The following is a 14,419-nucleotide window of genomic DNA, read 5'->3' as shown; positions in this document are numbered from 1 at the left end:
GAGCCCTGCCTGATTCCCTACGGAACGGCAGGGCTCTTGTCGTCGGGGCGCGCATCCCCCGAGGACCCGACCGAGCCCCCGGCCCCCGGCCACCCATCCACGCCATCACGTCCGCTCGAGATGCCTCTCCAGGAACGCGTACACCTGCCCGTCGTCGACGCCCGGGTAGCGGCCGGTCGGCAGCGGAGCGAGGACGTGCTCGCCGAGCTTCGCGCTGGGACGGGCCGAGTCCCGCCACCGCTGCTCGACATCGGGGGTGGGTCTACGGCAGCACGAGGGATCCGGGCAGGACGACGACTGCCGCTCGGTCGTCTCGCGGCCGCGGAACCACTGCGAATGCGCGAAGGGCACCCCGAGCGTGATCGAGAACTCGGCGTCGGCCGTGCCGGTCTGCACGCTGCACCAGTACGTGCCGGTCGGCGTGTCGGTGTACTGGAAGTGCTCGCGGGCCCGGGCGGAGTTGTTGAAGGCCGTTCGGGCCGCCCAGTTGGCGCAGACCACCTGACCGATGATGCCCCCGTCGGCGTCGGTCGGGAAGTGGATCCCATCGTTCTCGTAGCCCTTGACGATCGCACCCGAGCGCCGCACGCGGAGGAAGTGGACGGGCAGGTCGAGGAACCGTGTGGCGAGAGCGGTGAAGCGGTGCGCAGCCGTCTCGTGCGTGACGCCGAACGTGTCGCGGAAGTCCTCCAGGGCGATGTCGCGGTCGGCTTTGGCGGCCCGGAGGAAGGGGACGGCGGCATCCCGCGGCACGAGGCAGGCCGCGGCGAACGCCGTGATCTCGATGCGCTGGCGCAGAAAGTCGGCGTAGTCGCGCGGTTCGTCGTGCTCCAGCACCTGGTGTGCGAGTGCTTGCAGGGCCAGGCTCCGCAGTCCGTGGCCACCCGGTGTCGTCGCGGGCGGCAGGAAGATCACCCCGTGCTCGACGTCGGTGATGCTGCGTGTGGACGACGGCAGGTCGTCGGCGTGGACGAGACGGAAGCCCAGGTGTTCGGCCAGCCGGGCCACGGTGTGGTGCGTGATCGGGCCGGCGCCGTGCGGCACCGTCTCCATGAGGTCGGCCGCCTGGTCTTCGATCCGTTCGTAGTAGTTGTCGACCTTCTGCCCCTCCTGGCGCAGCGCGATCATGGCCCTCCGGGCGGCTTCGGGGGTCACCTTCGACTCGGCGTCGCGCTGCGCGAGGCTGGCGTGCAGGGCGATGAGGGTGCGCAGGGTCTCGTCCGAGAGACCCCGACGGACTTCGACCGGTGGGATGCTCAGCGAGCGCGCCAGGGGAGCCGCCTGCAGGCGGCCGAGCTCGAGTTCCAGTCGTGCGCGTTCCGACGGCGGCTCGGGCCGGGTCAGGGTCTCGACCTCGACGGCCAGGGCCTCGGCGATCCGGGCGAGCGTCGTGACCCGGATCGGGCGTTTCGCGTTCTCCATCATCGAGAGCTGACTCGTCGGTACGCCGACGATCTCACCCAGTCGTCGGAGGGTCAGCCCCTTCTCCAGGCGGTGATGCCGGATCCGTCGGCCGAGGAGAGCCGCGTCGAACGGGGCTCGCGCGACGGGTGTCGTCGCCGAATCGGGATCTTTCACCATGTGTGAAGTTCTCGCAGAGTTTGCACGGCATGAGTATCCCGCCGGTTGATCCGACACCGCAACCTGGAACTCCGCATCCCCCATCTCGACGAGGAGATCCCGTGCCGAGCTCGACCACGACTCACAACCACACCTTTGCCCCGCTGCCCGTCCCGCCGCTGCCGGAGGTGCCGTCCGGAGCCTGGCGCCACGACGTCGCCAATCGCGACCTCGCGGGGTGGGTGGCCCGAATCGCGCTGCTGACCAGGCCCGATGAGGTCGTCTGGTGTGATGGGTCGGAGGAGGAGTGGGCGAGGATGACGGCCCGCATGGTCGACGACGGAACGCTCGTCCGTCTCGATCCCACCCTCCGCCCGTCGAGCTTCCTGGCCCGATCCGACCCCGACGACGTCGCCCGCGTCGAGGATCGCACCTTCGTCTGCTCCTCTCGCGAAGAAGACGCCGGCCCGACCAACAACTGGCGCGACCCCCTCGAGATGCATGCGGAACTCGACGGATTGTTCGCAGGATGCATGCGTGGCCGGACCCTCTACGTCGTTCCGTATTCGATGGGCCCGATCGGCGGCCCGATTTCACAGCTGGGAGTCCAGATCACCGACTCTCCCTACGCGGTCGTCTCCCTGTCGATCATGACCCGCGCCGGAGACGAGGCCCTGGCGTTGATCGGGCCGGACACGCCCTGGGTCGCCGGCGTCCACAGCGTCGGCTTCCCCCTGCGGAACGCGGACGGCACGCGCCGCGACGACGTCGCCTGGCCGTGCAACCCGGTCAAGTTCGTGACCCACTTCCCCGACGAGAACTCCATCTGGTCGTTCGGCTCGGGCTACGGCGGGAACGCCCTGCTGTCGAAGAAGTGCTTCGCGCTGCGCATCGCCTCGACCATGGCCCGCGACCAGGGCTGGCTGGCCGAGCACATGCTGCTGATCAAGCTCACCGGCCCCTCCGGCGAAGCACGCCACGTCGCCGCCGCGTTCCCGAGCGCGTGCGGCAAGACCAACCTGGCGATGCTCGAGCCCACACTGCCCAGATGGCGGGTGGAGACGATCGGCGACGACATCGCGTGGCTGCGTCCCGGCCCGGACGGCCGGCTCTATGCGATCAACCCCGAGGCGGGATTCTTCGGCGTCGCCCCGGGAACGTCCGAGGCGACCAACCCGGTGGCGATGGCGACGATCCGCGAGCACACGATCTTCACGAACGTCGCTCTGACCGACGACGGAGACGTCTGGTGGGAGGGGAAGACGAGCGTCGCCCCGGCGCACCTCGTCGACTGGCGCGGGAACGACTGGACGCCGTCGAGCACGACCCCCGCCGCGCATCCCAACGCCCGTTTCACCGTGCCCGTGGAACAGTGCCCGACCCTGTCGGACGACTGGTTCGCCTCGGACGGGGTGCCCCTCGACGCGATCGTCTTCGGCGGACGCCGTGCCACCAACGTGCCTCTCGTGTCGGAGGCGTTCAGCTGGCAGCACGGGGTGTTCGTCGGGTCCACGATCTCCAGCGAGAAGACGGCGGCCCAGGAGGGAACCGTCGGCGAGCTCCGCCGCGACCCGTTCGGCATGCTCCCGTTCGTCGGCTACAACATGGGCGACTACTGGCAGCACTGGCTGGACATCGGCGAGACCCTCGGCGACAAGGCGCCGAAGATCTTCCAGGTGAACTGGTTCCGCAAGGGGGCCGACGGGTCGTTCCTGTGGCCCGGCTTCGGGGAGAACAGCCGCGTTCTCGCCTGGATCGCCCGTCGCACCGCCGGCAACGAGACGACCGTCCGCACTCCGATCGGCTTCGTACCCGAGCCGGCGGCCCTGGGAGCTCGAGCGCTCGGCCTCGCCGACGGGGCGCTCGAGGAACTGCTGACCGTGCACGAGGAGCCGTGGCTCGACGAGTGCGCCCAGACCGAGGAGTTCTTCGGTCGGTTCGGGGCTGCGACACCGCAAGCGCTCTGGGACGAGCTGTCGGAGCTGACCGAGCGGTTGACGGTATCGGCGAGGAGGCGCGTCGTGACCGCACCGCCACGGGACGCTCGAGTCGAAGAGGTGGATGCCGCGTGAGCGAACCCGCGGACCGCGTGAGCGAACCCGTCGACATCGTGGGCCCTTTCACGGCGTGGACCGATCGCGAGTCGCTCGCCGAGCAGATGATCCCGCTCGTCGGGGCGCTCTACCGGCGACGCAACGTGGTCACGACGATCCACGGACGGCGCTTGCCGGGGCGGAGCGCGAACGACCTGCTGAAGCTGCATCGGTTCGCTCGCCATCTCGACGGCGTCGAACTCGATCCGAGCGAGATCGCGCCCGTCCTCGAGGGGCTCACGCGGCTGGATCTCGGTCCTGCGGTCATCGACCTGGCGGACCTCAACGAGAGGTTTCGTGCTCAGGAGGAGCAGGGTCTGGACGACTTCCTGCGGCGCGAGCTCGCCGAGGTCGTGGGCGTCGGCGCGTTCGCCGTACCGCCCACCGACGTCGTCCTCTTCGGCTTCGGCCGGATCGGGCGCCTGCTCGCGCGCATCCTCGTGTCGCGGGCCGGCGGCGCGAGTGGGCTCCGGCTCCGCGCGATCGTCGTGCGGGGCTCGGGCTCCGACGACATCGTGAAGCGGGCCAGTCTGCTGCGCAGGGACAGCGTCCACGGGCCGTTCGACGGCACCATCGTCGTCGACGAGGCGGCCCAGACGATCACGGCCAACGGAACCGTCATCGCGCTCGTCCACGCCGACGATCCCGGCCAGGTCGACTACGCCTCCTTGGGCATCTCCGACGCGATCCTCGTCGACAACACCGGCAAGTGGCGCGATCGGGTGGGTCTCGAACGCCATTTGCTGAACCGGGGGATCCGGCGGGTGCTGTTGACCGCGCCCGGCAAAGGCGACATCCCCAACGTGGTCCACGGGGTCAACACGAACGACATCGGCGACGAGGCCATCGTCGCGGCTGCCTCCTGCACGACGAACGCCGTCACGCCCGTGCTGGCTGCCATCGACGAGGAGTTCGGCGTCGAGCACGGCCACATCGAGACGGTCCACTCGTTCACGAACGACCAGAACCTCACCGACAACTTCCATCCGGAGGGGAGACGAGGGCGCTCGGCGGTGCTCAACCTCGTTCTCGCCGAGACGGGCGCGGCGAAGGCCGTGGCGAAGGCGTACCCCGCGCTCGCCGGCAAGCTGACGGGCAATGCGATCCGGGTTCCGACCCCCGACGTGTCGATCGCGGTCCTGACCCTCCGCCTCGAGCGCCCGGTGACCCGCGACGAGCTCAACTCGTTCCTCCGTGGCGTCTCGCTGCGGTCGGGGCTGCACCGGCAGGTCGACTACGTCGATTCGCCCGAGATCGTGTCGAGCGATCAGCTCGGGGCGCGGAAGGCCGGGGTGGTCGACGGTCGAGCGACGATCGCCGACGGCACCCCGTCGGTCGTCGTCTACGTCTGGTACGACAACGAGTACGGCTACAGTCGGCAGGTCGTCCGTGTCCTCGAGAGCATGACGGGCGTGCGGATCAGTTCGTATCCGGCTCGGGTTCCCTCCGCGCCGCAGCCCCGGGGGCTTCTCAGCGCCGCAGGATCCGCACCGTCGTAGCCGGCTGCTTCGGCCCGATGATGCCGTGCAGGTAGGGGTTGCCGGGGGATGCCCGGCCCGAGCCCGAGCGGAGTGCGGAGTGGACCGGGCCGGCGTGGCTCAGCCGGCGCGGAGCAACGAGATGCGTTCGCGGATCCGGGCATCGAGGTCCTCGAATTCGTCCAGGACGTCCATCGCCGCGTAGGTGCGGCCTCGGACCCGCTCGGTAACGGCCTCGAGGATGTGGTGCTCCTCGAGCGTCTCGATGCCACGGTAGACGCTCCGCTCCGGAAGGCCCGTCGTCGTAGCGAGCTGCTCGACAGTGAAGACGGGCACTGCGAGCAGCGCCGGAAGGATCCGATCGGCTGCACTCCTCGCGCGGGGTTGGAGCTGTTCGCGCCATGCGCCCTCGAACGCCCGGAAGGACCGAGCGGTGCCTTGTGACTCACGGGCGGCGGCCTCGATGCTGAGCGCGAGGTCGGTCACGATCGGCAGCACATCACCTGAGCGGTACGCCGTGAGCAGGGAGAAGTAGTGGGGAGTGTCTGCGGCGAGGGCGCTGGCCACGGGGAGCACCGTGTGCGGAGTGACGCCACGGCGACGGAGGATCGCGCCGATGAGTGCTCGACCGATGCGGCCGTTGCCGTCGGTGAACGGGTGGATGCTCTCGAACTGCGCGTGTGCGATCGCCGCCTGCGTGATGGGCTCGACGTCGTCCCGGTTCGCGAATGCGATCAGGTCTTTCAGGGAGTCGGTCACGGTTTCCGGCGGTGGCGGCACGTACAGCGCGTTCCGCGGAGAATGCTTGGAGCCGCCGATCCAATTCTGCACGTCGCGCATCCGGCCGGCGTAGCGCCGTTCTTCTGGATCGGGGTCGTTCCGCATCAGCGACTGGTGCGCGGTCAGGATCTCATCGATGCGGATCGTGTCGTGGGAGGCGTCGATGAGCCCCGTGATCGCCGCCCCAGCCGCCACCATCGACATCGCCGAGCTGTTCTCCTTCAAGCCGCCGATCGCACGCGCGAACGCGAGTGGGGTCGCCTCGACGTGCTCGATTCGGCTGGATGCCACCGATTCCATCCGAATGAGGAAACCGGCCAGCGGGCTCAGCACGCCTGCCGCCACCTTCTCCAGGTCGCCCGCCTCGCGGCGCGCCCGAGAGAGGTCGCGTCCTGACTCGCTCGATGGGGTCAGTGCGGCGATCTTCGGCGGCAAGGACACCGTGATTTCTGTGAGCATCCGATCGTCCTTGGTGCCGCGCCGCCCGACGCTCACCCACGGCACGGTTCGGGAAGTGTGCGATGGCCAGGCCGACACGGGACCTCCTCTACGTCATTACCTCCCCAGACAATGACAGTTAAACGCTGTAAGTGTCAACAACATCGGTCTTCCCGTCACGCCGAAAGAGAGAGCACATTCTCTCGTTCGATCTCCCAGGCCGAAGAAAAACGCGCAATAGTCAACTCGCATATCGCATTCATATTGTATAACTTCGGTCGAAGAGGAGAACGACTTCACAGATCGGAGAAACAATGTCCATTCGTCATGCCGTCCTCGGCGTCACCTTGGCATCGGTCGCGGCCGTTGGCGGCATCGCCGTCGACACCGCCACGGCGCCTGAGGCTTCTGCATTGCCTTGCGTTCAGAACGTTTCGACGTGGCAGGCGTTCAACAAGTGCGCGGCCCGTCCAGCCCACCACTGGGACGCGATTCGGAACTCGGCCTCCAAGTACGGAAACTGGGCCAGCGCTGGCCAATGGTCGAAACAGGGCGTCTGCTGGGCGAATGTCGTGTCCTACGGGTACACGCTCCAGAGCTGAAAATGCCGCTTCTGCAGCAGGGCATCAGGGTCATCCTGACAACGGGGATGGCCCTGATGCTTACGGCCTGTCAATCCCCTGCCGAGGAGAGGATCGCAACACCTCTTCTCGGGCTCGCCGGGCCTTGGGCTCAGCAATTCGAGGGGGCCTATGCCGAGGCCGACAGCGATTACGAACGTCAGGTTCTTCGAGATGGTGAAGTGACCCTGGCTGAATACGAACAGACCAAGGAGCGATTGCAGCAGTGTGTTGGAGACTCCGGATACGTCATCACCTGGGACGACGCGGGGGGCTTCGAGCTCGGTTCCAAGTCGGATCGGTACCCCGACGATTTCTTCGAGAAGTCCGACGCCGTACTGCGTCGATGTGAGAAGCGGTGGGAAGGATCAATCCGCTTTCTTTACGAACAGGTGAGACGCAATCCAGATCGTCAAGACGAAGCCTCCATCGTGGTGGCATGTCTGCAAAAGGCGGGGCTCGTGACCAAGACATACGACTCCAAGTCGTGGGCTCGAGACAACGAAGCCGGCAGGCTGCCCTACGACGAGCGGTCCAGAGAAGCAGAGTCGTGTCAGCTCGACCCTCTCGGGCTCCAGGGATTGCAGTGACTAGGAGGCGTCTCCCTCTCCAAGCGCTCTGTCTGGCTTGCCTCCTCCTCGCCGGTTCTGCAGCCGCCCTATCGCTCCTGCGCACGCCGGAGAACGAACCAGAGGCCTTGCGGAAAGCCGTTGAGTCATCGCTCGTCCCCGTGAGTCAGAGGACGGATGACGACGAACGGGAGGTCCAGATCGACTTCGAAACAGGCGGGCCTCGTCCGGTGGCCGCAACAAGAGCCGGGGTTCTGACGGAGCTTGCCTGTTCCACAGGCGGGGTGCTTCGGAGCGGTCGAGCGCTGGCATCCATCGACGGGGTGCCGATCACTGCCCTCGCCACAGCGCAGCCGCTCTGGCGGGACATCGCATTCGGCGACCGGGGCAAAGATGTCCGTGCGCTCCAATCCGAGTTGGCGAACCTGGGCCAGATGGTGCGGGCGGACGGAATCGCCGGCCGAAGCACGCTCGATGCTGCTGCTCGAATACTCCGAGCAGCCGGATTCCAGCCCGATCGACCGATGGTCGTGTCGCGCGATTCATTCGCCTGGATACCGGCCCGGGAGATCGTCATCCGATCGTGCGAGGCGAGTATCGGAGCCGAGGTCGATTCGGGTACCCCGTTGCTGACTCTTCCCGTGGAGTTGAAGGGGGCTCGGTTGAGTGAATTGCCGACTGCAGCGGCAGCCGGTCAGCGTGTCCTGGACATCGGCACGGCGACTGTCCCCATCAGCCCGGATGGAGTCGTTCAGAATGGAGAAGACCTCGTGTCCATCGCGGCCACGACCGAATTCTCGACGGCATTGTCGGACGCTGGATCCGATCCACGAGCATCCGCGCGGTGGCGGCTTGCTGAACCGGTGGAGGTCTCCGTCATACCGCCGACGGCACTCGTCGGGGTGGAGGACGGGCTTGCTTGTGTCTTTTCCGATTCGACTCTGTCAACGGCCGTCGCCGTCCGCGTAGTCGGTTCCGATCTCGGTCAGACGTTCGTCGACGTGCTCGATGATGTCCGGCTCGAGAAGGTGGTCGCCAGCCCGAGAGTCCGTACATGCCCCTGAGGCTGGAGTCGGTGAGTCACACCTTTCGCGGAGGTCGACAACTCTTTCGAGATGTCTCCTGGGTCTTCGAAGAAGGCCGTATTCACGGCGTCGTCGGTCCCTCGGGCTGCGGCAAATCCACTCTTCTGGCGATCGTTGCGGGGATGCTCGCTCCCACTAGCGGTCGAGTCGTCCGCCCGTCCGCGTCGACGATCGCATGGGTTTTCCAGAACCCCATCGGAGTCGCCCGTCGCTCTGCCATCGACCATGTAGCTCTACCGTTGCTCGCTCGAGGCTGGACACGTCGCGAGGCCGAGCGGGAGGCCGACGAGCTGCTGGAGGCGTTCGGACTGGCCGGGCGCCGCCGCGCCGAATTCGGAGAGCTCTCGGGCGGAGAGGCTCAGCGTCTCATGTTGGCCAGGGGGATCGCCTCGCATCCCACGGTCCTTCTGATCGACGAGCCCACGGCTCAACTCGATCGAGCGACCTCAAGCGAAGTCAATGGTGTTCTGGGCAGATTGGCCGGGAGAGGCACCGCCGTCATCGTCGCCACGCATGACGAAACCACGCGGAGGTGTTGTTCCCGAATTCTCGACCTCGGGCAGCCGCAATGAGTCGCAAGCGCATGTCGTGGCGGGCCGCCATCGGCGAGGGACTCCGCGACATAGCGAGCGGTGCATCGCGTCCCCTCCTGTTCGCAATCCTCTTCGCTGTGACTGCGGGCGGGGCGGCCACGTGGGGTGCGGTCGACACGACCTCGGCAGTCCTGGCCGCCGATGCTTACGTCGAGGCAGGCGCAGCCACGTTCGTCGAAACGAGTCCAGGACGAATCGACGGCCGGGCCTGCGACTCCCTCGTCGACCTGGCATCGGTGAGGGCGGCCGGTGCGGTGCGCGAGTCCCCCGACGGGCTCGTCGCGGAAGCGCTCCCTCGAACGCGCATCCCCCTCTTCACCGCGACGCAGGGTTTCTCCGACGTGATCGGATTCTCCGCACCACTCAGTCTCGGTGTCGTCGTATCGACTGAAGTCGCCTCCATTCTCGGGGCCACACCGGGGGCGACGGTCGCGACGATGAACGGCCCGACGACGGTCGCCGGTGTCTATGACTATCCCGACGACGGGCGGGAGGCCGGGCTCGCGTACGCAGCCGTCGAGGCCGCGTCATCGATCGAGGAGCGCTATGACGCCTGCTGGATGACTGTCTGGCCAGAGGACGAGACCGCCGTCGCGGCCCTCAGTAGGACAGTGATTTCCGCCGACGAGGCATCGGCTGAGCGGCCGACCCTCCGACAGCTCAATTCCACGAAGGGTGATCGATTCGTCGATCACCGGACGACATCACGTCCGCTCGTCGGAGGCTTGGCTTGGGCGGCGGCCACCCTCAGTGGATTCGGCTTCGTCTGGTTTCGTCGGCTCGTCGTGTCGGCGGACAGGCATGCCGGCATGGGCCGCCGCGCTCAAATCCTCTCGCTCGGCGTCCAAGCAGGCATCTGGTCCCTCTCGGGGAGTGCTCTCTCGTTTGTCGCGGTCATCTGCGTGACAAGGGTGTCTGAGCAGAATCGTGATCCCACCGTGTGGAATGCCCTCGTCGTGCTCCTCATCGCCATGATCGGGGCGCAGCTCGGAACGGCCGCGGGAGTGGCAACCGTTCGCGAGCGTCACTTCTTCCGGTATTTCAAGGAGCGGTGACGTCGCCGGGCTCGGTCCCGGCAGCCCCGCTCGGTCTGCGCGACTCAGTACGTGTAGAACCCCTCGCCGGTCGCGACGCCGAGCTTGCCCTTGTCGATGAAGTTCTCCTTGAGGTACGCCGCGAAGGCCTGCGAGCCCGCATCCGGGCGAGACGACGCGATGTTGTAGGGCGTGATCAGGCCGATGACGTCGTAGATCTGGAACGGGCCGGCGGGCGCACCGGTCGCGAGACGCCAGGTCTTGTCGACGGTCTCCGGGTCGGCGATGCCGAGCATCAAAAGCTCCGAGGCCGCGTTCAAGAACGGCACGAGCAGCGAGTTCAGCACGTAGCCGGCCTTCTCCTTCTTGAGTTCGATCGGCACCAGTCCGCTGCGTGTCGCGAAGTCGACGACGGCCTCGAAGGACTCGGGCGAGGTGTCGACCGTGCCCATGACCTCGGCGGTGTTCTGCGCCCAGACGTTGTTGGCGTAGTGCAGGGCGAGAAAACGGTCGGGCCGGCCGGTCGCGTCTTTCAAGTCGCTCGGCAGCAGCGTCGACGAATTCGTCGCGAAAATGGTGGATGCACCCGCCACTGCCGCGAGACGCCCGTACAACTCCCGCTTCACCTCGAGGTTCTCCGGCACGGCCTCGATGACGAGGTCGGCGTCCGCGACGGCGGCAGCCAGATCGGAGGTCAGGGTCAGGCGGGAGGACGCGGCCGCCGCGTCGGGCGAGTCCGAGGCGCGGCTCGCGACGTGAGCCCCCTCGTAGGTGTGCCCGAGGCGGTCGAACCGCGTGCGCGCAGCCGCCAGGGCCGCGTCGTCGACGTCGTACGAGACGACGGTGAAGCCGTTCCACGCCGCCTGGTAGGCGATCTGGGATCCGAGGACCCCGGCTCCGAGGACGGCGATGGTGCTGATGGGAGACATGGCGGTGTTCCTTTCGTAAGGCGGCGCGACGGTGCGCCGCGGTCGGGGCGCCGAGGCACCCCCGAGGGTCAGGGCGCGAGGTCGCGCCCGTAGATGCTGCGGATCCAGATGCCGGCCAGGACGTCGAGTGTGTCCGTCTCGGGCAGTGAGGGGCTCTCGCCGCTGAAGACGGCGGTGAGCACCCGTTCGTTCATGAGGTTGAGGGCCACGGCCAGTTCGCGGGCGTCGAGGCCGCCCGGTGCGGCCCCGCGGGCGCGCTCCGCGACGACGACCTCGGTCGTGTAGGCGACCCACGACTCCATCGACCTCGACCAGAGGGCGTGCACCTCGGGGTTGCGGGCGCGGCCGGCGATCGCGGCGGCCGACACGGCCCGGTGGGCCGCGAAGACCTCGACGAAGGCACCGATCGATTGTCGCCAGGTCGAGGCGGGGGCTGCCTCGAAGTCGCGGGGGAGCGCACCGACCCGGCGCTCGACCTCGCCGATGACCCGGTCGAGGAGGGCGAGCAGCACGTCGTCTTTCGAGCCGAAGTAGAAGTAGAACGTGGGGCGCGAGATGCCGGCGCCGCGGGCTAGGTCGTCGATGGAGATGTCGTCGAAGGATTTCTCGCCGAGCAGAGTCTCGGCGGTGACGAGGATCGCCTCTTGGCGTTCGTCGCCCGAGATCCGGGTCGTCCTGCGTCCGCGCTGGGCCATGCGTCCCACCCAATCACATTCGTCGACACCGTGTCGAGTGGATCGACACGGTGTCGACTGGAGGAGTAGCCTGCCGCCATGACTGAACACATCGACGTGTTGATCGTCGGCGCCGGACTCAGCGGGGTCGGCGCCGCCAGCCGCCTCAAGCGCGAGCTGCCGACGAAGACCTTCGCGATCCTCGAATCCCGCAGCGCGACCGGTGGCACCTGGGACCTCTTCCGCTACCCCGGCGTCCGCTCCGACAGCGACATGTACACGCTCGGGTACTCGTTCCGCCCCTGGACCGACGCCAAGGCCATCGCCGACGGCGACTCGATCCGCGACTACATCCGCAGCACCATCCGCGACGAGGGCCTCGAGTCGCACATCCGTCTGAACACGCGCGTGCTCTCGGCCGAGTGGTCGAGCGAGACCGCCCTGTGGACGGTCACCGCCGTCCGCACGACCGACCACGAGTACTCGCAGGCCCAACCGCAGCCCGAGACCGACAACGACAGCGACACCGACACCGACACCGCGAGCGGGGATGCCGAGACCCTCACCTTCACCTGCCGCTTCCTCTCCGTGTGCTCCGGCTACTACCGGTACGACGAGGGGTTCACGCCGACGATCGCGGGGGCCGAGAGTTTCGAAGGCCGCCTCGTGCATCCTCAGGCCTGGCCCTCCGACCTCGACTGGCAAGACAAGCGCGTCGTGATCATCGGCAGCGGGGCGACGGCGGTCACGCTCGTGCCGTCGATGGCGAAGACGGCCGCGCAGGTGACGATGCTGCAGCGCTCGCCGACCTACATCGCTCCGGTCCCGGCCCGAGACCACCTGGCCGACCGACTGCGCGGCAAGCTCCCGGCGAAGCTCGCCTACGACGTGGTGCGGGTCAAGAACATCGGCTTCTCGATGTTCACGTACCAGCTCAGTCGTCGGCGTCCCGAGACGATGAAGGCCATGCTGAAGAATTCGGCAACCGAGAAGCTGCCGGCCGGATTCGACGTCGAGAAGCACCTCACGCCGCGATACGAGCCCTGGGATCAGCGGCTGTGCGCAATCCCGAACGGCGACCTGTACCGCGCGATCGGCAAGGGCAATGCCGACATCGTCACCGACGTGATCGATCGCATCACCCCGACTGGCGTCGACCTCGTCTCCGGTCGCCACCTCGACGCCGACATCGTCGTGACGGCCACCGGCCTCAACCTGCTGGTCATGGGCGGGATGACCCTCACGGTCGACGGGCGGCCGATCGACGTCTCGCAGACGCTGACCTACAAGGGCATGATGCTCGCCGGCGTCCCCAACTTCTCGTTGACCATCGGGTACACCAACGCCTCGTGGACACTCAAGGCCGACCTGGTGGCGACGTACGTCACGCGGCTGCTCAAGCACCTCGATCGGCACGGGCTGGCGTCGGTGACTCCGCTCGCGACGAACGAGGCGCGCGGCGGCGAGCTCGGCCCGTTGATCGACCTCGAAGCCGGGTACGTACTGCGCGACGTCGGCAAGCTGCCGAAGCAGGGCGAGAGCTCGCCGTGGCGGCTGCACCAGAACTACCTCCGCGACTTCGGGCTGCTGCGAACCGGGCGGATCACCGACGACGTCGTGTTCGCGAAGGCCGGCATCCCGGTGCCGAACGGGGAGGCCGAAGACCCGCTCGCCCTTCCCGGCACCGCGAACGTGGTCGTCGACGGCGTCCGACTCCGCTACCGGGTCACCGGCTCGGGCGCGCCGATCCTCCTGCTGCACGGCATCGGCCAGAGCCTCGACGACTGGACCGAGCAGCACGAGCTCCTGGCGGAACGCCACACGGTCTACAGCCTGGACCTTCCGGGGTTCGCGTACTCGGAGCGGCTCCAGGGCGCCGCGACCCTCGAGAAGCTGGCGAGCATCCTGCCGTCCTTCCTCGACGCCGTCGGCGTGAGCGACCCCCTGCCCGTCGTCGGCAACTCCCTCGGCGGGGCGGTCGCGATGACCTTCGCCGCCGCCCACCCGGAGCGGGTCTCGGCCCTCGTCCTGGCCGACAGCGCCGGCTTCGGATCCGAGGTGGCCGTGGTGCTGCGGATGCTCGCCATCAAGCCTCTCGGAAGCCTCCTGATGCGGCCCGCCCGCGCCAACTCCGTTCGCACGGTCCTGTCGGTCTTCCACGATCGGCGTCTCGCGACCGGGGCGCGAGTCGATCACTCGTTCGCGTTGTCGCAGCGGCCGACCCACCAGCAGACCACCCTCGACCTGGCGCGCGACCTGGGTACGATCCGCGGGGTGAGCGAGGCCTGGCGGCAGGCACTCCTCGCTCGGGTGACGAAGCTCCGGATCCCGATGCTGGTCGTGTGGGGCGACGACGACCACGTGCTGCCGTTCTCGCACCTGGAGGCGGCTCGAGCGGCGCTGCCGGAGGCCGAGACGCATGTGTTCACGAAGACCGGGCACATGCCCCAGATCGAGCGGCCCTCGGAGTTCGCCGAGGTGCTCGAGGAGTTCCTGGCGCGCCGCCTTTCGGCTACCGCAGCAGGGCGGCGCTGAAAGGCGGTCGGATCGGGGGATGCCGGGCTAC

Annotated in this window: 12 protein-coding genes; 8 read left to right on the top strand and 4 right to left on the bottom strand. The window is 67.8% G+C overall.

What is annotated here, in order from left to right; genetic code table 11:
• Positions 1-105: 105 nt before the first annotated feature.
• Entirely contained in the window at positions 106-1,581 is a 1,476-nt protein-coding gene (locus ABEA39_RS09835) for a helix-turn-helix domain-containing protein (protein WP_345375675.1), read from the bottom strand.
• A 29-nt stretch (positions 1,582-1,610) separates the two neighbouring features.
• On the opposite strand from ABEA39_RS09835, the gene ABEA39_RS09830 reads away from it, so the two are divergent.
• Both ABEA39_RS09830 and ABEA39_RS09825 read left to right on the top strand, forming a co-directional pair.
• Positions 1,611-3,632, top strand: a complete 2,022-nt coding sequence (locus ABEA39_RS09830; protein WP_425556952.1) for a phosphoenolpyruvate carboxykinase (GTP) — start codon at positions 1,611-1,613, stop codon at positions 3,630-3,632.
• Between the two features lie 38 nt (positions 3,633-3,670).
• Entirely contained in the window at positions 3,671-5,152 is a 1,482-nt protein-coding gene (locus tag ABEA39_RS09825) for a glyceraldehyde-3-phosphate dehydrogenase (RefSeq protein WP_345375912.1), read from the top strand.
• 99 nt (positions 5,153-5,251) lie between these two features.
• Here ABEA39_RS09825 and ABEA39_RS09820 read toward each other — a convergent pair whose 3' ends face one another.
• Positions 5,252-6,370: a Fic family protein gene (locus ABEA39_RS09820; RefSeq protein ID WP_345375674.1), complete on the bottom strand. Its 1,119-nt coding sequence runs from the start codon at positions 6,368-6,370 to the stop codon at positions 5,252-5,254.
• Between the two features lie 293 nt (positions 6,371-6,663).
• Between ABEA39_RS09820 and ABEA39_RS09815 the strand changes: the two genes are divergently transcribed.
• From ABEA39_RS09815 to ABEA39_RS09795, 5 genes are all read left to right on the top strand, one after another.
• Positions 6,664-6,951 carry a hypothetical protein gene (locus ABEA39_RS09815; RefSeq protein ID WP_345375673.1) on the top strand — a complete coding sequence of 96 codons (288 nt, stop codon included), beginning with the start codon at positions 6,664-6,666 and terminating at the stop codon, positions 6,949-6,951.
• 2 nt (positions 6,952-6,953) lie between these two features.
• A complete protein-coding gene (locus ABEA39_RS09810; protein WP_345375672.1) occupies positions 6,954-7,559 on the top strand; it encodes a hypothetical protein in 606 nt (201 codons plus the stop codon).
• A gap of 107 nt (positions 7,560-7,666) precedes the next feature.
• Positions 7,667-8,602, top strand: coding sequence for a peptidoglycan-binding domain-containing protein (locus ABEA39_RS09805; RefSeq protein ID WP_345375671.1), 936 nt, complete (start codon positions 7,667-7,669; stop codon positions 8,600-8,602).
• 11 nt (positions 8,603-8,613) lie between these two features.
• The gene (locus ABEA39_RS09800) at positions 8,614-9,195 is read left to right on the top strand and encodes an ABC transporter ATP-binding protein (protein ID WP_345375669.1); all 582 of its coding nucleotides are present in this window, start codon (positions 8,614-8,616) and stop codon (positions 9,193-9,195) included.
• Positions 9,196-9,206: 11 nt separating this feature from the next.
• Positions 9,207-10,271 (top strand): hypothetical protein, encoded by a 1,065-nt coding sequence (locus ABEA39_RS09795; RefSeq protein WP_345375668.1) that lies wholly within the window; start codon positions 9,207-9,209, stop codon positions 10,269-10,271.
• Positions 10,272-10,315: 44 nt separating this feature from the next.
• On the opposite strand, the gene ABEA39_RS09790 is transcribed toward ABEA39_RS09795, so the two are convergent.
• Together ABEA39_RS09790 and ABEA39_RS09785 are read right to left on the bottom strand one after the other, a co-directional pair.
• Positions 10,316-11,179: a 3-hydroxyacyl-CoA dehydrogenase gene (locus ABEA39_RS09790; RefSeq protein ID WP_345375667.1), complete on the bottom strand. Its 864-nt coding sequence runs from the start codon at positions 11,177-11,179 to the stop codon at positions 10,316-10,318.
• A 68-nt stretch (positions 11,180-11,247) separates the two neighbouring features.
• Positions 11,248-11,874 carry a TetR/AcrR family transcriptional regulator gene (locus ABEA39_RS09785; RefSeq protein ID WP_345375666.1) on the bottom strand — a complete coding sequence of 209 codons (627 nt, stop codon included), beginning with the start codon at positions 11,872-11,874 and terminating at the stop codon, positions 11,248-11,250.
• Positions 11,875-11,952: 78 nt separating this feature from the next.
• On the opposite strand from ABEA39_RS09785, the gene ABEA39_RS09780 reads away from it, so the two are divergent.
• Complete coding sequence (locus tag ABEA39_RS09780; RefSeq protein ID WP_345375665.1) at positions 11,953-14,388, top strand: alpha/beta fold hydrolase; 2,436 nt, start codon at positions 11,953-11,955, stop codon at positions 14,386-14,388.
• The last annotated feature ends 31 nt before the right edge of the window (positions 14,389-14,419 follow it).

This window comes from Frondihabitans cladoniiphilus (genome assembly GCF_039544345.1).
GTDB classification, from domain to species: Bacteria; Actinomycetota; Actinomycetes; order Actinomycetales; family Microbacteriaceae; genus Frondihabitans; species Frondihabitans cladoniiphilus.
Note: the sequence above shows the minus strand (reverse complement) of the source record. Positions and strands in the feature narration are given on the sequence as shown.